Annotated in this window: 22 protein-coding genes; 5 read left to right on the top strand and 17 right to left on the bottom strand. The window is 70.0% G+C overall.

Annotated features, from left to right (window positions below; all coding sequences use genetic code 11):
- Nucleotides 1-15: 15 nt before the first annotated feature.
- The 4 genes from ACGTNG_RS02085 to ACGTNG_RS02070 form a co-directional block, all read right to left on the bottom strand.
- Complete coding sequence (locus ACGTNG_RS02085; protein WP_394575192.1) at nt 16-786, bottom strand: ABC transporter ATP-binding protein; 771 nt, start codon at nt 784-786, stop codon at nt 16-18.
- A gap of 315 nt (nt 787-1,101) precedes the next feature.
- A complete protein-coding gene (locus tag ACGTNG_RS02080) occupies nt 1,102-2,088 on the bottom strand; it encodes a succinylglutamate desuccinylase (RefSeq protein WP_394575191.1) in 987 nt (328 codons plus the stop codon).
- Entirely contained in the window at nt 2,078-2,905 is an 828-nt protein-coding gene (locus ACGTNG_RS02075; RefSeq protein ID WP_394575190.1) for a DUF1338 domain-containing protein, read from the bottom strand. Before ACGTNG_RS02075 ends, ACGTNG_RS02080 begins: the two co-directional genes overlap by 11 nt.
- A 116-nt stretch (nt 2,906-3,021) precedes the next feature.
- Nucleotides 3,022-3,561 (bottom strand): lipocalin family protein, encoded by a 540-nt coding sequence (locus tag ACGTNG_RS02070; protein ID WP_394575189.1) that lies wholly within the window; start codon nt 3,559-3,561, stop codon nt 3,022-3,024.
- A gap of 164 nt (nt 3,562-3,725) precedes the next feature.
- Here ACGTNG_RS02070 and ACGTNG_RS02065 point away from each other — a divergent pair, with 164 nt between their 5' ends.
- A complete protein-coding gene (locus ACGTNG_RS02065; protein WP_394575188.1) occupies nt 3,726-4,598 on the top strand; it encodes a class I SAM-dependent methyltransferase in 873 nt (290 codons plus the stop codon).
- Between the two features lie 20 nt (nt 4,599-4,618).
- Here ACGTNG_RS02065 and ACGTNG_RS02060 read toward each other — a convergent pair whose 3' ends face one another.
- Nucleotides 4,619-5,062, bottom strand: a complete 444-nt coding sequence (locus ACGTNG_RS02060) for a hemerythrin domain-containing protein (protein WP_394575187.1) — start codon at nt 5,060-5,062, stop codon at nt 4,619-4,621.
- Between the two features lie 263 nt (nt 5,063-5,325).
- Nucleotides 5,326-6,399, bottom strand: a complete 1,074-nt coding sequence (locus tag ACGTNG_RS02055; RefSeq protein ID WP_394575186.1) for a tartrate dehydrogenase — start codon at nt 6,397-6,399, stop codon at nt 5,326-5,328.
- 107 nt (nt 6,400-6,506) lie between these two features.
- Between ACGTNG_RS02055 and ACGTNG_RS02050 the strand changes: the two genes are divergently transcribed.
- Complete coding sequence (locus tag ACGTNG_RS02050; RefSeq protein WP_394575185.1) at nt 6,507-7,457, top strand: LysR family transcriptional regulator; 951 nt, start codon at nt 6,507-6,509, stop codon at nt 7,455-7,457.
- Nucleotides 7,454-8,782 (top strand): glycosyltransferase, encoded by a 1,329-nt coding sequence (locus tag ACGTNG_RS02045; RefSeq protein WP_394575184.1) that lies wholly within the window; start codon nt 7,454-7,456, stop codon nt 8,780-8,782. The genes ACGTNG_RS02050 and ACGTNG_RS02045 overlap by 4 nt, the downstream gene beginning before the upstream one ends.
- Nucleotides 8,783-8,788: 6 nt before the next feature.
- Here ACGTNG_RS02045 and ACGTNG_RS02040 read toward each other — a convergent pair whose 3' ends face one another.
- Together ACGTNG_RS02040 and ACGTNG_RS02035 are read right to left on the bottom strand one after the other, a co-directional pair.
- The gene (locus ACGTNG_RS02040; protein WP_394575182.1) at nt 8,789-9,469 is read right to left on the bottom strand and encodes a TVP38/TMEM64 family protein; all 681 of its coding nucleotides are present in this window, start codon (nt 9,467-9,469) and stop codon (nt 8,789-8,791) included.
- Between the two features lie 99 nt (nt 9,470-9,568).
- On the bottom strand, nt 9,569-10,741 hold the full coding sequence (locus ACGTNG_RS02035; protein ID WP_394575181.1) for a TauD/TfdA family dioxygenase: 1,173 nt from the start codon (nt 10,739-10,741) through the stop codon (nt 9,569-9,571).
- A gap of 107 nt (nt 10,742-10,848) precedes the next feature.
- Here ACGTNG_RS02035 and ACGTNG_RS02030 point away from each other — a divergent pair, with 107 nt between their 5' ends.
- Nucleotides 10,849-11,724 carry a LysR substrate-binding domain-containing protein gene (locus tag ACGTNG_RS02030; protein ID WP_394575180.1) on the top strand — a complete coding sequence of 292 codons (876 nt, stop codon included), beginning with the start codon at nt 10,849-10,851 and terminating at the stop codon, nt 11,722-11,724.
- A gap of 7 nt (nt 11,725-11,731) precedes the next feature.
- Here the strand turns inward: ACGTNG_RS02030 and ACGTNG_RS02025 are convergent, their stop codons facing one another.
- From ACGTNG_RS02025 to ACGTNG_RS01995, 7 genes are all read right to left on the bottom strand, one after another.
- Nucleotides 11,732-13,450, bottom strand: coding sequence for an ArnT family glycosyltransferase (locus ACGTNG_RS02025; protein ID WP_394575179.1), 1,719 nt, complete (start codon nt 13,448-13,450; stop codon nt 11,732-11,734).
- 29 nt (nt 13,451-13,479) lie between these two features.
- Nucleotides 13,480-13,761, bottom strand: coding sequence for a lipid-A-disaccharide synthase N-terminal domain-containing protein (locus ACGTNG_RS02020; RefSeq protein WP_394575178.1), 282 nt, complete (start codon nt 13,759-13,761; stop codon nt 13,480-13,482).
- Entirely contained in the window at nt 13,758-14,540 is a 783-nt protein-coding gene (locus ACGTNG_RS02015) for a glycosyltransferase family 2 protein (RefSeq protein ID WP_394575177.1), read from the bottom strand. Before ACGTNG_RS02015 ends, ACGTNG_RS02020 begins: the two co-directional genes overlap by 4 nt.
- 174 nt (nt 14,541-14,714) lie before the next feature.
- Nucleotides 14,715-15,719 carry a low-specificity L-threonine aldolase gene (ltaE, locus tag ACGTNG_RS02010; protein ID WP_394575176.1) on the bottom strand — a complete coding sequence of 335 codons (1,005 nt, stop codon included), beginning with the start codon at nt 15,717-15,719 and terminating at the stop codon, nt 14,715-14,717.
- A gap of 79 nt (nt 15,720-15,798) precedes the next feature.
- Nucleotides 15,799-16,620 carry a M90 family metallopeptidase gene (locus ACGTNG_RS02005; RefSeq protein ID WP_394575174.1) on the bottom strand — a complete coding sequence of 274 codons (822 nt, stop codon included), beginning with the start codon at nt 16,618-16,620 and terminating at the stop codon, nt 15,799-15,801.
- A gap of 4 nt (nt 16,621-16,624) precedes the next feature.
- Complete coding sequence (locus ACGTNG_RS02000) at nt 16,625-18,196, bottom strand: GNAT family N-acetyltransferase (protein WP_394575173.1); 1,572 nt, start codon at nt 18,194-18,196, stop codon at nt 16,625-16,627.
- Between the two features lie 174 nt (nt 18,197-18,370).
- Entirely contained in the window at nt 18,371-20,143 is a 1,773-nt protein-coding gene (locus ACGTNG_RS01995) for a PHA/PHB synthase family protein (protein ID WP_394575171.1), read from the bottom strand.
- A gap of 186 nt (nt 20,144-20,329) precedes the next feature.
- On the opposite strand from ACGTNG_RS01995, the gene ACGTNG_RS01990 reads away from it, so the two are divergent.
- Nucleotides 20,330-20,620, top strand: coding sequence for a hypothetical protein (locus ACGTNG_RS01990; RefSeq protein ID WP_394575170.1), 291 nt, complete (start codon nt 20,330-20,332; stop codon nt 20,618-20,620).
- Between the two features lie 8 nt (nt 20,621-20,628).
- On the opposite strand, the gene ACGTNG_RS01985 is transcribed toward ACGTNG_RS01990, so the two are convergent.
- Both ACGTNG_RS01985 and ACGTNG_RS01980 read right to left on the bottom strand, forming a co-directional pair.
- The gene (locus ACGTNG_RS01985; RefSeq protein WP_394575553.1) at nt 20,629-20,895 is read right to left on the bottom strand and encodes a DksA/TraR family C4-type zinc finger protein; all 267 of its coding nucleotides are present in this window, start codon (nt 20,893-20,895) and stop codon (nt 20,629-20,631) included.
- A gap of 149 nt (nt 20,896-21,044) precedes the next feature.
- On the bottom strand, nt 21,045-21,446 hold the full coding sequence (locus ACGTNG_RS01980) for a heme-binding protein (RefSeq protein WP_108445623.1): 402 nt from the start codon (nt 21,444-21,446) through the stop codon (nt 21,045-21,047).
- Nucleotides 21,447-21,519: the final 73 nt, after the last annotated feature.

Below are 21,519 nucleotides of genomic sequence, written 5' to 3'. Positions count from 1 at the left end.
TCCCGGGCCGGCCCATCAGTGCTTGGGGGCCAGGAACTGCTTGAGGCGCTCGGAACGGGGATTGCCGAGCACCTCGTCGGGCGGCCCGGCCTCCTCGACCTGCCCCTGGTGCAGGTAGATCACCTGGGTGGAGACGTCGCGGGCGAAGGCCATCTCGTGGGTCACCACGATCATGGTGCGCCCCTCCTTGGCGAGGTCGCGCATCACCTTGAGGACATCGCCCACGAGCTCCGGGTCCAGCGCCGAGGTGGGCTCGTCGAACAGCATCACCTCCGGGTCCATGGCGAGTGCCCGGGCGATGGCGCCGCGCTGCTGCTGGCCGCCGGACATCTGGGCCGGATAGTAGTTGGCGCGCTCGGCCAGGCCGACCCGCTCGAGCAGATCGCGGGCGTGGGCGATCGCCTCCTGCTTGGGCTTGCCGAGCACGTGGACCGGGGCTTCGATGATGTTCTCGAGCAGCGTCATGTGGGCCCAGAGGTTGAAGCCCTGGAAGACCATGGAGAGCTTGGCGCGCATGCGCACCACCTGCTTCCAGTCGGCCGGCTCGCGGCCGTGCTTGGTCTCCTTGAAGCGGATCTGTTCGCCGTGGACGATCAGGTCGCCCTCGTTGGGCTGCTCGAGCAGGTTCATGCAGCGCAGGAAGGTACTCTTGCCGGAGCCGGAGGCTCCGATCAGGGTGATCACATCGCCCTTGTGGGCCTTCAGGGAGAGGCCCTTGAGGACTTCGGTATCGCCGAAGCGCTTGGTGATATTGCGCACTTCCAGCGGAATCGGGGTATCGGCCATGAAACGGGCTCCAGATCGTGGGTGGTCCGCCGCATCGAGGGTCGGCCGGCGCGGGGCTGCGATCAACGCAGGTCTAAGACCAGCATACTTCCGTGATCGACGTAGGTCCTTGATCGACGCAGGCCCGTGATCAACGGCTCGGCGATCAAAAAGGTGGCGATTCTAACAGGCCGGAGCCATTCCGGCAGGGGGCCATGACGTTTCGGTGGGCCGAGCGTGCTCCGGGGCGTTCTGGGCATGGGTCATGGGGTGTCTCCTGGCTGTTGTTATTGTCCGTGATGAGAGGCGGGCATGGCCCCGAGCGGGGCCGTGCCCTCAGGCCGGTGGCGGGCTCGGGACCACCAGCAGCGCCGCCCGGGCGCCGATCTCGACCCTGGCATTGGGGAAGACCACCGACAGCGGCGTCGCGCCGACGTCGAAGGCGCCGGCGCTGGCATCCTCGGCGAGCCGGGTGCCCGGCGGGAATTCCGTGAAGTTCGGCGTGTCGTCGGGGAAGCAGAGCCGGAAGTCCGTGTCGTAGCGCAGCAGCTCGTGCTCGGCACGGAAGAAGCGCATCTCGGCCGGGTCGGCGCACTCGGGCGTACGGCCCTCGACCAGCGCCTCGAGCAGCCGGCCCATGGGGGCCAGGGGCGCGAGGTCGTTGGCACCGAAGGGCAGGGCGCGCCCCAGCTCCAGGGTGAAGGCCGCCGCGCCGTGGTAGTGCTTCGAATAGTGCGAGAAGGTCCAGCTGTGCCGGTGCTGGTGGAGCACCGCCTGGATGTCGGCACCGGCCAGCCAGCGCCACTGCGTCGGTGGCGTCGGCGTCTCGCCGAAGGGCTCGACCACGAAGCGCGGGAAGCGACTGTCGCGAATCGCCGTGTGCAGGTCGTAGTGCAGCGGGGCAAGCGAGGCATGACGGCCATAGAAGGCGTCCACCTCGGCCATCAGCGTCCGGGCCCGGTCGGGCTCGTCACCCGCCTCGTCGAGGTCGCGCCGGAACAGCCGGTTGAGGTTGGTCGTGACGAAGCGCTCGCCGCGCCGGATCGCCTCGGGGTGGCCGAGCATCACCAGCAGCGGCGCGCCAAGCCGCAGCAGGCCCGCCTCGAGCCGCGCGAGGAGCGCGCCCACGAGCTCGATGGGGGCGGTCTCGTTGCCGTGGATGCCCACCGAGAGCACGCCCGCTCGGGCCTCGGCGGCGCAGGCATCCGGCGAGAGCTCGACGACGCCGGGGGCGAGCAGCCGGTAACGCCCGCCGGGCAGTCGCCCCTCGCGCGTCGTGGGCTCGCGCCCCTCCAGCGCCTGGTCCAGCCACTCAGAGAGCATGTTCGCGGCGCACGTCGGTGGATTCGAAGATCCGGTCGGCGCTGGCGGCGACGAAGCCCTGGTAGAGGCGGCCCTCGGCGTCGGCATAGCGGCGGGCGAACTCGTAGTAGCAGGTGGGGATCTCCTCGACCCGGCCGCCGGCGAAGGTGAAGGGCATGCGATCGGCCAGCGTCGAGGCCTGTTCCAGCAGCACCTCCGGCGAGCCCTTGATGCGCCCGCCGGAGGTGTTGATGGCAAGCCCCAGGGACTCGACCTTCTCCAGCAGCGACGCCAGGGTGGGGGTGTGGCGCAGCTGGTTGACGCTGATGGTGAAGTGGTTGGCGCGCAGCCCGATGATCGACAGCCAGGCGGCGTACTCGCTCTCCTCGGCCAGGGTGTTGTAGGCCTCCCAGCTCGGCGCCTCCCAGAGACGGCCGGCCCACATCACCTCGGGCGAGGCGATCCGGGCAGGGGCGATCTGGGCCACCAGGTCATCGATGATCGCCTGGGCGGGGGCGGAGAGCTCGTCGCACTTCAGCTCCGAGAGGAAGACCCGCGGCTGGTCGTCGCGGGGCGGCAGGTAGCCCCAGGCGCGCAGCTTCTTGGCCTCGAAGTCGTAGGGCTCCAGGCGCGTGTAGCCCAGCGCCAGCAGGTGGGGCTCCAGGTCGGCCAGGCGGATCGGGCCGCGATCGAAGGTGCGAAAGGCCACGTGGTCGTTGACGATGGTCTCGCCGTCGGCGACCAGGGCATCGTGGATGCGGCTCGCCTGGGGCGTCATGGCGGTATAGTCGTCCCAGAGGCGGGCGAAGAACTGCTCGAGGCTCATCTCGGAGGGCATGCTGGCACCTGTTGTTGGCGTGATGGTGGTTGGCGACACCTTCCCGTCACTGCCCGGTGGACTCAAGGCCCTGCGTCGGTCGGATGAAAGTGGCGGGGCCCAGAGTGAAACTTCCCTCAGCGCCAGGCGGCGCAGGCCTCGCCCTGTTCCACCTCGATCAGCCCCTCCACCGGGAAGTCGAGCGCCCGCGCGCGCTCGACCAGCGAGCGGTAGGTGGCCGGCTCCATGTCCGGCGTGCGCGAGAGGATCCACAGGTAATCGCGGTCGGGGCCGGCCACCAGGGCCCAGTCGTACGCCTCGTCCAGCGCGAGCACGTTGTAGCCGGCATAGAAGGGGCCGAAGAAGCTCACCTTCAGCCGCCCCTGCCCCGGCTCGCCGATCGGGTAGGCCTTGCCCTCGGCGACGCTCTCCTCCCCGGCGGCGAGGTCCACGCCGCGATTGATCACCCGCACGCCGCCCTCCTCGCGCCGCCTGTAGTCGGCGGTGACGCAGTCCAGCCCCTCCTCGAAGGAGTGGTCCAGGCGGGCGATCTCGTACCACTGGCCGAGGTAGCGGTCGAGCTCGAAGCCGGTGACGGCGCGGGTGCCCTCGGGCAGGCCGGTGCAGCCGGCGAGGCCGAGCCCCAGCAGGGCCGTGGTGAGCAGCGGTCGGGACATCGCGGGTGACTCCTTGTCGAGAAACAGGCTGAAGACGGTCGAGAAACGCAGGCCACGGCCGACGGCTGTGACCTTTGCACGATGGGGGACCGGGCCCGCGGCGGATAGACTGGTGGCGCCCCTCGTTTCTCATCACGCCGTCAGGATGCCGTCAGGACACCGCCATGACCGACCCCGTGGATCGCTTCGCCGCCCGCCCCCTCGTTGCCCATTATGATGCGCCCCACGCCGCCGGCGGGCAAAGCCTGCCGGCCCGGCTGCGCGACGCCTTTCGCGCGGCGGGGTGCGACCCGGACCGGCTGACCCTCGACGAGATCGCCGGCATCGACCAGCTGCACCTGGGTGGGCGACAGGCCAGCCGGTCGCTGGCGGCCCTGGGCGAGCTGGCGCCCGGCCGGAGGGTGCTCGACGTGGGCTGCGGCACCGGCGGGGCGAGCCGCCTGCTGGCCGCGGAGTTCGGCTGTGAGGTGACGGGGCTCGACCTCACCCCCGCCTTCGTCGAGGTGGCCGCCTGGCTGAGCCGTGCCACCGGGCTCGATGAGCGCACGCGCTTCCTGTGCGCCGATGCCGCGCGGGTGCCGCTGCCGGATGCCGGCATGGATCTCGTCTGGTGCCAGCATGCGCTGATGAACATGCCCGACGCGGCGGCGGTGCTGGCGGAGTGGCGGCGCCTGCTGGTGCCGGGCGGGCGGGTGCTGCTTCACGAGCTGGTGGCCGGCGACAACGCCGAGCCTCTGGCGCTGCCTGTACCCTGGGCACGCGACGCCGCGACCAGCCACCTGCGCTCCCGCGAGGCCCTCGAAGCCCTGCTCTCTGCGGGCGGCTTCATCCCCGAGACGGTGCATGACGTCACCGAAACGGCGCTCGACTGGCGGCGCAAGCACAGCCGCCGGGAGGCCGGCGCGCCGCCACGCGAGACGCCTGCCCTGCCGGGGCCGTCGCTGATCTTCGGCGAGGCCTTCGTCGAGATGGGGCGCAACCTGCGCGACAACCTGGCCGCGGACCGCGTCAGGATCATCGAAGGGGTCTTCCGGTAGTTCCGTCCCCCGCCTTGCTCTCAGGCATCCCGCCGCTGTCTCGCCATTTCCCGCCGATAGGCCTCGGCAAGCTCGGCCTTCTGGTCTTCCTCCAGCCCTCTGCCGGCGAGCTGAAAGACTTCGTGCTCCTCCTCATCGAGATGATGAATCACCAGGTCACTCAGCTTCCGGGCATGGGTCAGCCACGCAGGCGAGGCAAGATCGATGGCATCCAGGGCCTCGATCTGCTCGTCGATCTCATGGTGCTCCGCCACGCTGTGGCGTGCCTTTTCCTGGGTCAGGTCGATCTCCATCATCGGGATATAGAGGGCGCGCTCCTCGGCCGCCGCATGGTGCCGAAGTTCGCCGCGCAGCCGGCGGTAGAGTCGCTCCCGCTCATTGCTGTCCCCGGATGTCTGCATGAGCTGTTCCAGCAGATCGCGCTGGACGCCGTGGTCCTCGCGCAAGGCTTCGAAGATCGTCATGGTAGAACTCCTTGATCTCGGGTTGTCAGGCCGTGGCCAGGCGGATGCCGAATGGGCGTGAGGCATCGTAGTCCCGCACCAGCATAGGCCAGGACCTGTGTCAGGAATATTCGGGCAGAGATCGATGGCACCGCGTGGGCGGACGACGCCGGCTGCTCCGGGGCCAGGTCATCCTGCCGCCCGGGGCGCGCCGGCCGGGAGGGCGGTAGCCACCACGCTGGCCACCGTCCGGGCGGCGGCCAGCGTGGTTCGGGAGAGGGCGATCAGCCGGCGATGCGCGCGGCGATGGCACAGCCGAGGGTCTCGGTGGTGCCGTGGCCGCCCACGTCGGGGGTGAGCACGCCGGCATCCCCCTCGGCGAGCACCGCCTCGAAGGCATCGACGATGGCCGCGCCGGCCTCCTGGTGGCCGAGGTGCTCGAGCATCATGGCGGCCGACCAGATCTGGCCGATGGGGTTGGCGATGCCCTGCCCGGCGATGTCCGGGGCGCTGCCGTGCACCGGCTCGAAGAGGCTCGGGAAGCGGCCATCCGGGTTGATGTTGGCCGAGGGCGCCACGCCGATGGTGCCGGTGCAGGCCGGGCCGAGGTCGGAGAGGATGTCGCCGAACAGGTTGCTGGCCACCACCACGTCGAACCAGTCGGGGTGCATCACGAAGTTGGCCGTCAGGATGTCGATGTGGAACTGATCCACCGTGACGTCGGGATAGTGCGCGCCCATCGCCTTCACGCGTTCGTCCCACCACGGCATGGTGATGGCGATGCCGTTGGACTTGGTGGCCGAGGTGAGCTTCTTCCGTGGCCGGGACTGGGCCAGCTCATAGGCATACTTCAGCACCCGGTCGACCCCGGTGCGGGTCATCACCGTCTCCTGGATCACCACCTCGCGCTCGGTGCCCTCGAACATCTTGCCGCCGACGCTGGAGTACTCGCCCTCGGTGTTCTCGCGCACCACATAGAAGTCGATGTCGCCGGGGGCGCGGCCCGCCAACGGGCTCTTCACCCCCGGCAGCAGCTTGCAGGGGCGCAGGTTGACGTACTGGTCGAAGCGGCGACGGAACTGCAGCAACGAGCCCCACAGCGAGACGTGATCGGGCACCGTGTCGGGCCAGCCCACGGCACCGTAGAAGATGGCATCGAAGTCCTCGAGCCGCTCGAACCAGTCGTCGGGCAGCATCTGGCCGTGCTCGAGGTAGTAGTCGCAGCTGGCGAAGTCGAAGGGCTCGAGGGCGAGGTCGAGGTGATAGCGCTCGGCGGCGGCCTCGAGGGCGCGCAGCCCCTCGGGCATCACCTCCTTGCCGATGCCGTCGCCGGGAATGACCGCGATGCGGTGGGTCATGTGTCGTCTCCTGGGGTCGTGGGCCGTGCCTGCCAGTCTATTCCTCCACAAGGGAAAGATAATCGCGGTATGCTTCAACGTATTGTTGAATACAAGTGGAGAGTGGCATGTCCCCCCTCGACGACCTGGCCTTCTTCCGGCGACTGGCCCATGCCGGCAGCCTCACGGCCACGGCCCGGGAGCTTGGGCTCTCGCTGTCGGCGGTGAGCAAGCGCCTGAAGCAGCTGGAGGCGCGACTGGGCGTGGAGCTCGCCAGCCGCACCACCCGCCGCCTGGCGCTGACCGCCGAAGGCGAGCGCTACCTCGCCCGCGGGGGGATGATCCTCGAGGAGCTGCGGGAGCTCGAGGAGTCCCTGGGCGAGCATCGCGCCGAGCTCACCGGCCCGCTGCGGGTCAACGCCACCTTCGGCTTCGGCCGCCGTCACGTGGCGCCGCTGCTCTCGGCCTTCTGCCGCGACCATCCCGGCATCGAGGCGACGCTGGAGCTCTCCGGCTTCCCGCTGAGCCTCGGCGACCAGGCCTTCGACATCGGCATCCGGGTGGGCGAGCCGCCGGACTCCCGCCTGGTGGCCCGCCGGATCCTGGCCAACCGGCGGGTGCTCTGCGCCGCGCCGTCCCTCGTGGCGACCCTGCCGCCCCTGGACTCGCCGGCCGACCTGGCGACACGGCCCTGCCTGCTGCTGCGCGAGAACGACAGCGACTTCGCCGTCTGGCGCTTCCAGCGGCGCGACGATCTCGCGGTGGAGCAGGCGGTGAAGGTCGGAGGGGCGCTGGCCAGCAACGATGGGGAGGTGGTGATGCGACTCGCCCTGGACGGTCACGGTATCGCCCTGCGCTCCTGGTGGGACGTGCACGAGCACCTGCAGCGGGGAGACCTGGTCGAGCTGCTGCCCGACTGGCAGGGGGTGCGCGCCGACTTCCATGCGGTCTATCGGCACCGGCGCCATGTGCCGGCCCGCCTCCGCGCCTTCGTCGCCTATCTTGAACAGGAGATGGCCAGTCGCGTGCCTGGCCTTCAGAATGTCGCCACGGTCAGTCGAGGAGCCAAGTCCCCGTGAATGTGCTGATGTTCACCAACACCTACCTGCCCATCGTCGGCGGGGTCAGCGAGTCGGTCCAGCGGCTCAAGCGCCAGCTGCAGGCCGCCGGCCACCGGGTGCTGGTGGTGGCGCCGCGCCTGGAGGGGCAGCCGGCCGAGGAGGACGACGTGGTACGGGTGGTGGCCATGCAGCACTTCAACGGCAGCGACTTCTCGCTGCCGGTGCCGATTCCCGGCCAGCTCCACGAGGCGATCGAGGCCTTCGAGCCCGACATCGTTCACGCCCACCACCCCTTCCTGCTCGGCGATACCGCCGCCCGGGCGGCCGAGACCTACGGCCTGCCGCTGATCTTCACCCATCACACCCTCTACGAGCACTACACCCACTACGTGCCCGGCGACTCGCCGCGCATGCAGCGCTTCGCCGTGGCGCTCGCCACCCAGTACACCTGGCTGTGCGACGAGGTGATCGCCCCCAGCGAGAGCATCCGCGACCTGCTGCGCCGGCGCGAGGCCAACCCCGCCATCAGCGTGGTGCCGAGCGGCGTGGACACCGCACGCTTCGCCCTGGGCGATGGCCGCGCCTGGCGCTCGCGCCTCGGCATTCCCGACGAGGCCTACGTGATGGGGCACCTGGGGCGGCTGGCCCGGGAGAAGAACCTGGTGTTTCTGGCCGAGGCGCTGGCCGAGGCGCTGGTGGCGCGGCCCGAGGCGCATGCCCTGGTGGTGGGCGAGGGCGAGGCGCGCCACGACATCGAGGTGGTGATGGTGGCACATGGCGTGGCGGACCGGCTGCACTTCACCGGCCGCCTCCAGGGCCAGGCGCTGATCGACGCCTACCACGCCATGGACGTCTTCGCCTTCGCCTCCCACAGCGAGACCCAGGGCATGGTGGTGGCCGAGGCCATGGCGGCCGGCTTGCCGGTGGTGGCCCTCGACGCCCCCGGGGTGCGCGAGGTGGTGGTCGAGGGCCGCAACGGCCGGCTGATCGCCGGTGACGACCTCGTCGCCATGGCCGAGGCGCTGGCGGCGCTGGCCGCGCCCGAGACGCGCTCGCCCCTGGCCGAGGCGGCGCTGGCGACGGCCGCCGACTACGACGAGGCGCGCTGCGCCGCACGCTGCCTGGCCGTCTATCGCCAGGCCATCGCCCGGGGTGGGCCCTTCACCCACGCCGACGAGGGAGGCTGGGAGCGGATTCGCCATCGGCTGGGCGCCGAGTGGCAGATACTGCGCCATCGCGGCCGTCTGCTGCGCCACCTGGTGCAGGAGGAATGGGAGCAGGAGCGTCCCGCCTGGTGGCCCGGCCACCGCGAGGAGGACGAGACCGAGGCGCCCCGGGAGTAGCGCGCCTCAGCGGGCGCGGCGGCGCCGGTCCGACCAGCGCTTCAGCCCGACCAGCAGGGCCACCCCCACCAGCAGGCCGCCGGCCGCCCAGTACAGCTCTCCGCGGCTCTCGGCGGTGGCCAGCTGCCCCAGCTGGCTGCCCAGCAGGGTGACGCCGGCGAGCCCCGGGGCGATGCCCAGCAGCGAGCCGATCATGTAGTCGCGAAAGCGCAGGCGGAAGGCGCCGGCCATCATGTTGGTCAGGGTGAAGGGCGCCAGCGGCAGCAGGTTGACCAGCGTCATGGTGCGGATGCCGCGCCCCGAGAGGTAGCGCGAGAGGCCCTTGAGGCGCCGGCCGCCGTGGCGCATCAGCGCCTCGCGGCCCAGCCGGCGCCCGACCCACCAGGTCAGCATCGAGGCGGCCAGGGTGCCGGCCAGGGCGTAGGCGAAGCCCCACCAGGGCCCGAACATCAGGCCGGTCAGCGCCACCAGCAGGCTGAGCGGGAACATCACCAGCGAGGCGCCGGCGTAGATCGCCATCACCACCGCGACCGCCCAGGGGGCGTCCCGCCAGGCCACCGCCCCCTTCACCAGCGTCATCAGGGTCTCCACCGTCAGCAGGTCGCGCATGGCGAGCCACTGCCAGAGCAGCCCCAGGGCCAGGAGGGCGGCCAGCAGGCCGGTGACGAGGACGAGACGGTGGCTCATGTCGCGCGGTTCCATGGGGGCAAGGGCCCCCAAGCATACGGCAGCGTGGGCGAGCGCCAAAGCGGGCCTCGCCATCGCCGCCCGCCTCCCGACGAATCGTCAGCCTCGGCGGGCCAGCACTCGCAGGCGGGACTCGCACATGTCGAGATCGAGGTAGGTGCCCTGCAGGTGGCGCCGGCCGGTGCTCGGGTCGAAGGCGTTGCGACCGTGCATGACCCGGCGATTGTCGAAGGCGACCATCTCGCCTGGGGCGAGGGAGAACTCGAGCCGGTTCCGGGGATCCTGCGCCAGCGCCCAGAACGCGCGATAGGCCTCGTACCAGTCGTCGATCTCCTCGAGGGGCAGGCGCAGGGTGTCGCGAATCCAGTTGTTGAGCCGGACCTCGATGACCCGGCCCTGCTCGTCGAGGGAGAGCAGCGGCGCGGTCCACACCAGGTCGTGCTCCTCGTCCTGGAAGCGGAAGTCGATCTCGGTCTCGCTGAGCCGGCGGAACGCCTCCGGGTCCTGGTGACGCAGGGCCTCGGCCGCGGCGAAGCCGTCGAAGAAGGTCGACTCGCCGCCCTCGGCGTCGTTCTCCAGGCAATAGAGCAGCTGGATATCCGGCGGATGGCGCCAGTTGGGCAGGTCGGTGTGCAGCGCCAGGCCGATGGCGGTATAGGCGGCATTATTGGGGTTGGGCTTGGATTTCACGTCGAAGCGGGCACCGAAGTTGGTGGCGCGCAGCGGTCCGATGCGCCCCGCCAGGCGGCTGACCTCCTCGTCGGCCAGCGGGCCATTCTCGAGCAGCACCAGGCCATCCCGTAGCAGGGCGGTGAGCCAGGCTTTCTCGCCTTCGGCGCCGGCCACGAAGTCGGCGTGGGCGACGCGGGTCGGGCGGTAGTCCTGCGCCCAGGGACGGCGAGCCGGCACGGCATCTTCCCGGGGCTGGCCCGGGCGTCGCTGATGCAGCCAGACGGCGTCGAAAGCGCTGACGTGGCCGTCGGCCCAGATCAGGATCAGGTGGCCGTCCTCGAGCCGCGTGGCCGGTGCCTGCTGGGGCACCTCGAGGGCCATGTAGAGGCGTTCCCGGGTCAACGGGTGGCGGCACTCGGCGCAGGCGCAGTGGTCGCGCAGCCAGGTCAGCGGAAACCGGGCCCGGTCGCCGTTGCCCCAGCGCAGGGCCAGCTGTCGTCCGGCATCCGTGGCCTCGATGAGCGCAGGCCCTGCGGTGTGCGGGGCAAGTTCGCCCATAGGCAGCTCGGTGCGAGCGTCGGCGATCGGCGTATCGGTCATGGTCGGCTCCTCCCTTAAGTTGGCGCTCATGGTGGAGCCTGGCCGGGGGGCCGACAAACGATTAATCTGGCCCCTATGACCCCATTCAGCTTATGCGTAGGTTATCCATGAGTCGCCTTCCTCCCCTGCTGTGGCTGCAGGCCTTCGAAACGGCGGCGCGTACCCTGAGCTTCACCGCCGCCGGCCAGGAGCTGGGCGTGACCCAGGCGGCGATCAGCCAGCGCGTGCGCCTGCTCGAGGATCGCCTGGGCCAGAAGCTCTTCGTGCGTCATCCGCGAAGCCTCGGCCTGACTCCGGCGGGACAGGCCTGGCTGCCATGCCTGCAGGATGCCTTCACGCGCCTGGCCGAGGGCACCGACGAGGTCTTCGGCGGCGGGGAGGCCCCGGTGACGCTGCGCACCACGCCGGTGGTGCAGCAGAACTGGCTGGCGCCGCGGCTGTGCGCCTTTCGCCGCGCGCATCCCGAGGTGGCGCTGAGGCTCGTCAGTGCGATCTGGCCGGACGATTTCGGCCCCGAGGGCGCGGACCTCGAGATTCGCTACGGCCTCGGCGACTGGCCGGAGGTGGAGGCGGTCTCGCTGGGGGATGAGGCCATGCTGCCGGTCTGCTCGCCCTCACTGGCCCAGTCGATCCGCGCGCCGGCGGACCTGGCCAGCCATACCCTGCTGCACGCCGTGGGGTTCGCGGCGGGCTGGCCGAGCTGGCTGGAACGGTTCGGCCCGGCGGGCCTGGAGTCGCACTGTGCGGCGCTGACCTGCGACAGCCAGGTGATGACCCTCGCCCTGGCCGCCGAGGGCGCCGGGGTGGCGCTGACGCACCGGCGCCTCGCCGAGGAGCGCGATGACCTGGTGGCGCCGCTGTCGCTGCCGCTGCCCACCGCGGAGTGCTTCTGGCTGGTCAGGCCGATGCGGGGCGAGGCACGCGCCGACGCCGGACGGCTGTGGGAGTGGCTGGTGGCAAGCCTCGCCGACGAGGCCGACTAGGGTCGGCTCAGCTGTCGTGGGGCCCGGCGAGGGTCGTCGGGGCGATATAGAGCGGGGCGGCCTCACGGTCCCCCCGGCAGGCGTCGAAGGCGCTGCCCGGGACCAGCCACCAGGCCTCGCTGTTCTGCACGCCGAGATCCCGGACCAGGCTCAGGTCGGCGCAGCCGATCTGGTCATCGCGATGCTGGGGCACCAGCATCCAGCGCTCGCCGGGTGCCTCCTGCAGCCAGGCGAAGGCGCGACGGAACTGGTCATCGTCCGGCGTGTGGTAGCCGAAATGGATCATCGGCTGGCGGGCCTGGAGCACGAACTCCTCGTCGAAGTCTGGCATGGCCAGCCAGGCCTTCGGGCCGGTCTGGGCCACGATCTCGGCCATCAGGTCGCGGGGAGAGCGCGCCGGGTCCATCAGCTGATACCCCCAGGTCGACCAGCTCAGCCAGAACACCGCGAGCCAGCCGGCCAGGGCCGGCAGGCCACGCCGCGGCCCACCCCAGGCCAGCAGTCCGAAGGCGACGAGACCGAGCAGGCTCCACCAGGTCCAGGGCGTCACTCCATGATGCTCGGCCAATTGAGTCAGGGCCGGCAGCCCCAGGGCGCCGAGCACGCCGGCGGCGAGGAACACGACGCCGAACAGGGCCAGCACGCCGGAGCCCAGCCAGTGAAGCCGCGGGCGGCTCAGCAGGCCCGCCAGCATCGGCGCCGAGGCCAGCACCAGCAGCGGCAGGGTCGGCAGCAGGTAGACGCCGCGCTTGCCGGGGGAGAACGAGAAGAAGACGATCACCAGCACCAGGCCGCCGAGCGGCAGCAGGACCCGCGCATCGAGGCGCCGGGCGCGATGCCACCAGGCGGGCAACAGCCAGGGCAGCGCCAGCACCAGGGGCAGCCAGGCCCAGGGGATCACCTCGAGGAGGTAGTAGTACCAGGGCTTCACATGGTGCCAGGCGTCGGCGTAGCGCTCGCCGGTCTGCTTGAAGAGGATGTTGTCGCGGTAGGCCGCCAGGGCGGGGTCGTCGGAGAAGGTGGTGTAGAGGGCCATGGGCACCACCCAGAGGGCGACGACGCCGAGGATCACCGCGATGCCGAGCCCCAGGTCGCGCCAGGCCAGGGGCACCGCCTGCCGCCGCCAGGCCAGCAGGGCCCAGAGGGGCAGCATCAGCAGCGGCAGGAAGCCCACCCCCTTGGTGAGGATGCCGAGTCCCATGCCGGCGCAGCCGATGAACCACCAGCGACGGGCGGGCCCCAGCAGCGCATGGCGCAGCATGCCGTAGGCGCCCAGCATGATGAAGACGGTGACCAGCATGTCGATCTGGGCGGTGCGCGCCTGCAGCCCGAACTGGACGCTCGACAGCAGGGCCAGCCCGGCGAGCAGTGCCACCCGGCGGCCGTGGAGGCGATCGGTCAGGTCCATCACCAGCGCCAGGGTACCTAGGGCGCCGATCAGTGACGGCAGCAGGAAGCCCAGGCGGACCGAGCCGGTCAGATGGATCGAGGCGGCCATGGCCCACATGAAGATCGGCGGCTTGTCGGGGTAGGGTTCCCCGGCCCGGTGGGGGATCCAGAACTGACCCGTCTTCAGCATCTCCAGGGCGTTCAAGGCGAAGCGCGGCTCGTCGGCGGGCCAGGGGTCGCGAAGGCCCAGCCCCACGCCCAGGAACAGTGCGGCCAGCGCCAGCAGCCAGAGCCAGTGCAGCGCGGGCAGGCGGTGGAGACAGGCGGGACGATCCATGCCAACGATCCGGTCGATGTGGTGGGAGATCACTGGCGGGCCCGGCTCTGCTGGACCTCGCGGCGGATCAGCATCAGGTTGCGGCCGTAGATGAACAACCCCGCCCCCTGGCCGGCGATGAACACCGGGTCACGTCGGTAGAGGGCGTAGGTCAGCAGGGTGACACCCCCGGCCAGGCTGAAGAACCAGAAGGCACGGGGCACGATGCTGCGCCGTGCGCGTTCGCTGGCCAACCACTGGACCAGGAAGCGGGCGGAGAACAGCACCTGACCCAGAAAGCCGACACCCAGCCAGAGCCACTCGGCCTTCATGCCTCGCTCCTCGTTGGCTCGGTGTGCTCGATGAATTCGGTTGGCTTGGCGCGCCTCGCCGGCGAATGGGCGTACAGGGCGACGGGAAGCCGTGATCGACGGCGCAGCCAGATCACTCCCATCATGTCGACGATACCCGCCCACAGCCGGTTGTTGAGGCCGTAGTGTGAGCGGCCGCGACGTCGCGGGCGGTGATTGACCGACAGCGAGACGCAGCGACCGCCCTGGGCCTGGATCAGCGCCGGCAGGAAGCGGTGCATGTGATCGAAGTAGGGCAGGCGCAGGAAGGCCTCGCGGTGGATGACCTTCAGCCCGCAGCCGGTATCCGGCGTCTGGTCCCCCAGCAGTCGGGCGCGCACGCCGTTGGCGATCCGCGAGGAGAGGCGCTTGAGCCAGTCGTCATGGCGGCGAGTGCGGTGGCCGGCCACCAGCCTGACGTCGCCCCGACGGGCCCGCTCGATCAGGCGCGGGAGATCCGCGGGGTCGTTCTGGCCATCGCCGTCCAGGGTGGCCAGCCATTCGCCTCGCGCCTCGTATCCGGCCTGCCACACCGAGGTGCTCTGGCCGGCACTCTGGGCGTGGCGCAGGGGGCGAAGCCTGGCATTTTCTGCCGCCCGTCCCTCGAGCGTCGCCCAGGTGTCGTCCCGGGAGCCGTCGTCCACCACCAGCACCTCGTGGTCGATGGCGGCCAGGGCGGCGTCGATTTCATTCAGCAGATCGGGGAGGTTGCCCGCTTCATCACGGGCGGGAACGATCACGGATACGAGCGGGGAGGTCACGGCGGTTTCTTCTCCACTGACAGGGCTTGCCGGTTCAGCACTCTGTCACCCCAGTCTTACCACAGGCTTATGGGAGCGGAGGGGAGCCTGCGTCGCGCATGCGGCCCCGGGGGAAGTGGTGAGAAAGTCGCCTGGGGGCTCCAAGGGGAGTACGCGGTCGCCAGGGGCGGGGCGCTAGCCCGCCAGATAGCCCCTGAAGGCCGCCAGCGTGGCGTCGATGGCGGCATCATCCAGGTCGCGGTGCACCACCAGGCGCGTGTCATACAGCACCTCGATCAGGATCTCGCGCTCGGCCAGCCAGGCACGCAGCGGGGCGATGTGCGGCTCCGACACCCGCAGGAACACCATGTTGGTGGCCTGGGAGATCACCTCGATGTGCGGCAGCGTCCGCAGGCCCTTGGCCAGCTGCTCGGCGCGGCGATGGTCGTGGGCGAGATCCGCTACCTGGTGGTCCAGCGCGTGGTGACAGGCGGCGGCGATGATGCCGGACTGGCGCATGCCGCCCCCCAGCATCTTGCGCCAGCGGCGCGCCGTGTCGATCAGCGCCTGCGAGCCCACCAGGGCAGAGCCCATCGGCGCGCCCAGCCCCTTGGAGAAGCATAGGGAGACCGTATCGAAGGGCGCACAGAGCGTGGCCAGCGAGGTGTCGGTGGCCACCGCGGCGTTGAACAGCCGGGCGCCGTCCAGGTGGGTCGCCAGGCCGTGCTCCCGGGCCAGGTCGGTGGCCTGGAGGAGGTAGTCGGCGTCGATCACGCGTCCGCCGAGGGTGTTCTCCAGCGCCAGCAGCCGGGTGCGGGCGAAGTGGAAATCATCGGGCTTGATGGCGGCACGAATGCGCTCCAGCGGCAGCGAGCCATCGGCGGCGTGCTCCACCGGCTGTGGCTGGATACCGCCCAGTACCGCCGCGCCGCCGCCCTCGTACTTGTAGGTGTGGGCCTGTTGGCCGGCGATGTACTCGTCGCCACGCTGGCAGTGGGCGAGCAGGGCCGTCAGGTTGCTCTGGGTGCCGCTGGGGAAGAGCAGGGCGGCGGCCTTGCCGGCGCGCTCGGCCACGGCGGCCTCGAAGCGGGCCACGCTGGGGTCGTCGCCCCAGACGTCGTCGCCCACCGGGGCGGCGTGCATGGCGTCGCGCATGGCGGCGCTGGGTCGGGTGACGGTATCGCTGCGCAGGTCGATCATGAGGGCTTCCTGGCGGTCATGGGCGTTGGGATCGGTGGTGCTCGGCCTCGGGATGCCTGTCCTGCGGGCTGGCGCGGGCCTACCAGGGACGGAGGGAGCCGGCGTCCGCCGGGAGGCGCGCCAGCGGGTCCTGGTGGAAATAGCGCGACAGCAGGCCGTAGAGCGCCGGATAGGCCCGGTGGAGGCGGTCGGGATCGCTGAAGAAGTGTTCGCAACAGACCGCGAAGCACTCGCCGGGGTGGCTGGCGGCGTAGTCGTCGATGGGCGTCGCCTCGCCCCGGGCCAGGCGCGCCTGGAGATCCTCCCAGACCCCCATGAAGATGCGGTACCACTCCCGCGGGTCGATCTCCCGGGGCAGCGGGGGGAAGCCGTCGACGTCCAGGGAGTTGCCGAGGTCGAGCTTGTGGGCCAGCTCGTGGATCAGCACGTTGAAGCCGTCGAGCCCGCCGCTCGCCATGAGGTCAGGCCAGGCGACCACCACCGGGCCCTGCAGGGAGGTCTCGCCGGCGCGCTCGTCGTCGTATTCGTGGACCACGCCGAACTCGTCCATCTCCTCCACCCGCCGCTGGAAGGCGTCGGGCAGGATCAGGATCTCGTGGACGTTGGCGAAGGCATCAAGGTGCTCGCTCTCGCACCAGCCCAGCGTCAGCAGGCAGGCCTGGCCCGCCAGGGCGAGCCGGGCCGGGGCGTCGAAGGTGACCGTCTCGGCGAGCTCCGGGTGCAGGCTCAACCGCTTGGCATGCACGAATGCCCAGGCCCGCTGGCCGAGCCGTTCGGCCTCGTCGTCGGGCAGGGCGGCGAGCAGCGCCACTCGGTCCCGGGCCTCGGCCCACTCGGCGTCGGGGAAGGGGTGGCGCTGCTCGAAGCGCCGCCCTCCCAGGCGCAGCAGCCGGCCGAGCATGGCGTCAGCTCTCCTCCAGGTTGGCGCCGGACTTCCAGGACCAGTCGCGCCAGCGCAGGTCGAACAGGTCCTTGCGCCGGTCCTTGAGGTTCGTCACCGAGCCCTCGGCGCGCACCACGGTGAGCCGGGTCAGGTCGAGGTCCGAGAACATGATCATCTCGGTGTTGGGCGTGGTCTCGGAGAGCACGGCGTCGTGGGGGAAGGCGAAGTCCGAGGGCGAGAAGACCGACGACTGGGCGTACTGGATCTCCATGTTCTCGATGGAGGGCACGTTGCCGACGCTGCCGCACAGCACCACGTAGCACTCGTTCTCGATGGCCCGGGCCTGGGCGCAGTGGCGCACCCGCAGGTAGCCGTTCTTGGTGTCGGTCCAGAAGGGCACGAAGAGGATGTCCATGTCCTGGTCGGCGAGCAGGCGCGAGAGCTCGGGGAACTCGACGTCGTAGCAGATCAGGATGCCCACGCGGCCGGCATCGGTGTCGAAGACCTTGAGCTCGTCGCCGCCCTCGATCACCCAGTCGCGGCGCTCCTGGGGGGTGATGTGCAGCTTGGACTGGGCCTCGAGGCTACCGTCGCGATGGAAGAGGTAGCAGACGTTGAAGAGCCGGCCATCCTCTCGCTCCTCGATCATCGAGCCGGCCACGATGTTGATGTTGCAGGAGACCGCCATGCGCGAGAGCTCGGTCTTGAACTGCTCGGTGAAGCCGGCCAGGAAGCGGATGGCGGCCATCTGGTCCTGCTGGGCGGCGCGGTCCTGCAGGCCCATCAGCGGGGCGTTGAAGAGCTCGGGGAAGACGGCGAAGTCGCTCTGGTAGTCGGAGAGCGCGTCGACGAAGTACTCGACCTGCTGCAGCACCGACTCCACCGAGGAGAACTCGCGCATCTGCCACTGCACGGCGCCGACCCGCACCTGGGTCGGACGATTCTCCAGTACCCGCTCGGCCGGCTCGAAGAGGATGTTGTTCCACTCCAGCAGCGTCGCGAAGCCCTGGGACTTCTCGTCCTCCGGCAGGTACTTGCGCAGCAGGCGCTTGACCTGGAAGTCGTTGGCCAGCTGGAAGGAGAGGATGGGGTCATGGATCTCCTTGCGGGCCACCTTGTCGAGGTACTCGGCCGGGGAGAGCTCGTGGGCGTGCTGGTGGTAGTGGGGGATGCGCCCGCCGGCCAGTATCGAGCGCAGGTTCATGGAGCGACACAGCTCCTTGCGCGCCTCGTACAGCCGCCGACCCAGGCGGTAGCCGCGATAGTCCGGGTGGATCAGCACGTCGAGGCCGTACATGGCGTCGCCATCCGGATCGTTGAGGATGGTCTCGCGCTTGCCGATCAGGTCGTCGTAGCGGTGCGGGTTGGAGAAGGTGTCGTAGTCGACCAGCACGGTCAGGGCCACGCCGACGATGGTCTCGTCGTCCTCGATGAGGATCTGGCCGTCGGGGAACTCCGCGATCAGCTTGTCGATGGTCGCCTCGGGCCAGGCGCCGCCGATGTCGTGATAGACCCGGTCCATCAGGGCCTTGAGCTGCGGGTAGTCGTCCGGGGTCAGGTTGCGCAGGTTGAGATGCAGGTCGTCGAGGGACATGTGTGCCGGGGCTCCCGCCTAGGAAATGGTTGCAGTCTACCATGGGGTCGAGCGGCGCATGATGCAACGCCGCGGCGGCTCGCGTCCCGCCAGGAGGGGCGTGGTTGCCCCGGTTCGCCGGCGTGCTTCGACGCAACGAAGGAGCCGCTCTCGAGGCTTCACGGTTGGCGTGTGCTACTCCTGTAGCACGTAGTGACCGGGGGCATCGGCCAGCGGCGGATAGTCGGAGGAGCCCATCGACGGCGGCGGCTGTCGGACGCTGGAGCGTGCGGCCAGCCAGTCCTGCCAGGCGGGCCACCAGGAGCCCGCGGTCTCCGGCGTGCGGGCGAGCCAGGTCTCCGGGTCGATATAGGCCTCGCCCTCTGCGGCAGTGGCCATGCGGTAGTGGCGGTGGCTATCGGTGGGCGGGCAGACGATGCCCACGTTGTGGCCGCCACTGGTCAGCAGGAAGGTGAGCTCGGGTGTGTCGGCGAGCAGGTGGATCTTGTAGGTCGAGCGCCAGGGCGCGACGTGGTCCCACTCGGTGCCCACCGCGAAGATCGGCAACCGGATATCGCTGACCGCCACCGGTCGACCCCCGACGGTGAAGCGCCCCTCGGCGAGGTCGTTGTCGAGGAACAACCGGCGCAGGTACTCGCTGTGCATGCGGTACGGCATGCGGGTGGCGTCGGCGTTCCAAGCCATCAGGTCGTTCAAGGGGCGATGCTCGCCCAGCAGGTACTCGCTGATCAGCCGCGACCAGATTAGGTCGTTGGAGCGCAGCAGCTGGAAGGCCCCGGCCATCTGCTTGGTGTCGAGCACTCCCTGGGCCCACATGGTGTCCTCGAGGAAGGAGAGCTGCTTGTCGTCGATGAACAGCATCAGTTCGCCGGCCTCGCGGAAGTCGGTCTGGGCGGCCAGCAGCGTCATCGACGCCAGGCGTTGGTCGCCATCGCGTGCCATGGTGGCGCCGGCGATGGCCAGCAGGGTGCCGCCGAGGCAGTAGCCGACGCCGTGCACCGGCGATCCGGGGCAGATCGAGCCGATGACCGCGAGGCTTTCCATGATGCCCAGGCGCCGATAGTCGTCGAGCCCGATCTCCCGATCCTCCCCGGTGGGGTTGCGCCAGGAGATCATGAACACCGTGTGGCCCTGGCCGACCAGGTAGCGCACCAGCGAGTTGTCCGGCGAGAGATCGAGGATGTAGTACTTCATGATCCAGGCCGGCACGATCAGCACTGGCTCGGCGTAGACCTCGTCGGTAGCGGGGGCGTACTGGATCAGCTCGATCAGGTGGTTGCGGTAGACCACCCGGCCGGGCGTCACGGCGACTGCCTCGCCGGGCTTGAACTGCTCCGCCCCGGCCGGCTTATCGCCCCGCAGCTGGCGCTGCCAGTCATCGAGGAATTGCTCCGCCCCCTTCCTCAGGTTGGCGCCCCCGGTCGCCAGCGTCTTGTCCAGCACCCGGGGGTTGGTGAGCAGGAAGTTGGCGGGAGAGATGGTGTCGAGCAGCTGGCGCGCGCCGAACTCCAGCGCCTGTTCGTGATGCGGCGACAGGCCGGCGAGCCCTGTGGTGGCGTTGCACCACCACTGCTGCTGTAGCAGGAACGACTGGTAGATCAGGTTGTAGGGAAAGCGGCGCCAGGCCGGATCGCGGAAGCGTCGATCCTGGGGCAGCGGCTCGATGCAGGGGGTGGCCTCGGGATCGAGCGCTGAATGGCTGGCCCAGGCCGCGAGGCGCAGCTGCTTCTTCACCGCCTTGTGGACCAGCACCGCCTGCTTGCCGGGCGACACGGCCACGCTGGTCAGCCAGTCGACGTAGCTGAGGATCATCGCCGCCGGGGAGAGGCCGAATGTCAGCCTTGACAGCGACGCCCGCATGAGTCGATCGGCGCTCTCGGCCAGGCCGGTCTCCTCGAGGCTCGGGCCCGAATGGCCTCTGTTGCCTTGGTGGCCGGGTTCGGTCATTGCGATTACCTCAGGCGGGCAGGGGATCTCGGTCGATGCCCTTCAGTGTAGCCAGCACATCGCAAAGGACAGCGACACGGCTCGCGATCAGCAGGTGGACGGCACGTTTGCCCTTGCGATTCCTCGGGATTGCCGCTTGGCTCAATGAGGGCAACACATCCCGTGCTATCCACAAGGAGGCGGCACATGAACAAGGTACTGGCCATCCTGGCCCTATGCCTGCTGGCGACGACGGCCATCGCCGAGGAATCATCTGGATCCTCCGGGGGCCAGGGTGCCTCGAACGAGGCCACCGAGCGGATGGAGGAGCATCTCGAGTCGTCCGAGTCGGAATCGCAGGGCTCCGAGGAAGCCCCGGGGGGCGGGGCCGAGCCGACGGAGAACTGGTTCGGTTGTCCTCCCGGTCAGGAGGGGGAGCAGGAGGAAGAGTGCGAAAAGTCGCGCAATGAGGCCGGTGAGGTGGAAGGGGCGTCCTGAGTGGCGTCTCAGCGAAGCTGACTGTCCTTGCTGCCCCGCCGGTTGTGTCCAGCGGCGGGGCCCCGACGCTTGTCGAGTTCGGCCTGGCAATCGATGCAGAGGCGTACCCCGGGGACGGCCTGCCGTCGTGCTTCGGGAATCGGCTCGTCGCACTCGTGACAGAAGCGGGCGCTCTCGCCTTGAGGCAGCGCCCGTCTGGCGCGCTCGAGCTCGTCGCGCACGCTGTCGTCGATCTGCTGCTGGACATCGCCGTCTTTCGACCAGCCTCCGGCCATGAGCTCCTCCCCTACGCCGTCGATCCGCGCGGACACGGTGTCAGTCTGGACCACGCCCGGGGGGAGTTCCATGCCCTGTCGGTCCAGGGCGGCCGCATCAAGAAGGCCCCGCCATGGCGGGGCCTCGAGAAGGGCGGGGCGGGCGACGGTCAGCCGAGGGCAGCGACCGCGGCCTTGGCCACCTGCACGTCCTGGGGCGGGGTGACGCCGGAGATGCCGACGCTGCCGGCCACCTGGCCCTCGACTATCACCGGCACGCCGCCGGCCAGCAGCGCCTGCATCGGCGCGGTGACGAAGGCGGTACGGCCGTTGTTGATCATGTCCTCGAAGACCTGGGTCTCCTTGCGGCCGATGGCGGCGTTGCGCGCCTTCTCGGTGGCCACGTCGGCGCTGAAGGGCGGCGCGCCGTCGAGGCGACGCAGGCCGAGCAGGTGGCCGCCGTCGTCGGCCACGGCGATGGTCACGGCCCAGCCGTTGGCCTCGGCTTCCTTCTGGCCGGCGTCGAGCAGGGCGTTGACGTCGTCCAGGGTCAGCACGGGTTTGGTTTTCATCGGAGGAACTCCTTGGGTTGATGGAAAGCGACTACGAGTTGCAGGTGTCTCGGGGCTGCTTCGGCGGCAAGCC

The sequence above is a fragment of the Halomonas sp. B23F22_3 genome, assembly GCF_043496965.1.
Classification (GTDB): Bacteria; Pseudomonadota; Gammaproteobacteria; order Pseudomonadales; family Halomonadaceae; genus Halomonas.
Note: the sequence above shows the minus strand (reverse complement) of the source record. Positions and strands in the feature narration are given on the sequence as shown.

Excerpts from the sequence above, each read along its gene's own strand:
- ACGTNG_RS02005 (WP_394575174.1), bottom strand. The coding sequence starts at position 16,620 with ATGCTCGGCCGGCTGCTGCGCCTGGGAGGGCGGCGCTTCGAGCAGCGC.
- ACGTNG_RS01990 (WP_394575170.1), top strand. The coding sequence starts at position 20,330 with ATGAACAAGGTACTGGCCATCCTGGCCCTATGCCTGCTGGCGACGACG.
- ACGTNG_RS02070 (WP_394575189.1), bottom strand. The coding sequence starts at position 3,561 with ATGTCCCGACCGCTGCTCACCACGGCCCTGCTGGGGCTCGGCCTCGCC.
- ACGTNG_RS02075 (WP_394575190.1), bottom strand. The coding sequence starts at position 2,905 with ATGCCCTCCGAGATGAGCCTCGAGCAGTTCTTCGCCCGCCTCTGGGAC.
- ACGTNG_RS02050 (WP_394575185.1), top strand. The coding sequence starts at position 6,507 with ATGTCCCCCCTCGACGACCTGGCCTTCTTCCGGCGACTGGCCCATGCC.
- ACGTNG_RS02035 (WP_394575181.1), bottom strand. The coding sequence starts at position 10,741 with ATGACCGATACGCCGATCGCCGACGCTCGCACCGAGCTGCCTATGGGC.
- ltaE (WP_394575176.1), bottom strand. The coding sequence starts at position 15,719 with ATGATCGACCTGCGCAGCGATACCGTCACCCGACCCAGCGCCGCCATG.
- ACGTNG_RS01995 (WP_394575171.1), bottom strand. The coding sequence starts at position 20,143 with ATGACCGAACCCGGCCACCAAGGCAACAGAGGCCATTCGGGCCCGAGC.
- ACGTNG_RS02085 (WP_394575192.1), bottom strand. The coding sequence starts at position 786 with ATGGCCGATACCCCGATTCCGCTGGAAGTGCGCAATATCACCAAGCGC.
- ACGTNG_RS02025 (WP_394575179.1), bottom strand. The coding sequence starts at position 13,450 with ATGGATCGTCCCGCCTGTCTCCACCGCCTGCCCGCGCTGCACTGGCTC.
- ACGTNG_RS02030 (WP_394575180.1), top strand. The coding sequence starts at position 10,849 with ATGAGTCGCCTTCCTCCCCTGCTGTGGCTGCAGGCCTTCGAAACGGCG.
- ACGTNG_RS02000 (WP_394575173.1), bottom strand. The coding sequence starts at position 18,196 with ATGTCCCTCGACGACCTGCATCTCAACCTGCGCAACCTGACCCCGGAC.
- ACGTNG_RS01985 (WP_394575553.1), bottom strand. The coding sequence starts at position 20,895 with ATGGCCGGAGGCTGGTCGAAAGACGGCGATGTCCAGCAGCAGATCGAC.
- ACGTNG_RS02055 (WP_394575186.1), bottom strand. The coding sequence starts at position 6,399 with ATGACCCACCGCATCGCGGTCATTCCCGGCGACGGCATCGGCAAGGAG.
- ACGTNG_RS02020 (WP_394575178.1), bottom strand. The coding sequence starts at position 13,761 with ATGAAGGCCGAGTGGCTCTGGCTGGGTGTCGGCTTTCTGGGTCAGGTG.
- ACGTNG_RS02065 (WP_394575188.1), top strand. The coding sequence starts at position 3,726 with ATGACCGACCCCGTGGATCGCTTCGCCGCCCGCCCCCTCGTTGCCCAT.
- ACGTNG_RS02060 (WP_394575187.1), bottom strand. The coding sequence starts at position 5,062 with ATGACGATCTTCGAAGCCTTGCGCGAGGACCACGGCGTCCAGCGCGAT.
- ACGTNG_RS02040 (WP_394575182.1), bottom strand. The coding sequence starts at position 9,469 with ATGAGCCACCGTCTCGTCCTCGTCACCGGCCTGCTGGCCGCCCTCCTG.
- ACGTNG_RS02080 (WP_394575191.1), bottom strand. The coding sequence starts at position 2,088 with ATGCTCTCTGAGTGGCTGGACCAGGCGCTGGAGGGGCGCGAGCCCACG.
- ACGTNG_RS01980 (WP_108445623.1), bottom strand. The coding sequence starts at position 21,446 with ATGAAAACCAAACCCGTGCTGACCCTGGACGACGTCAACGCCCTGCTC.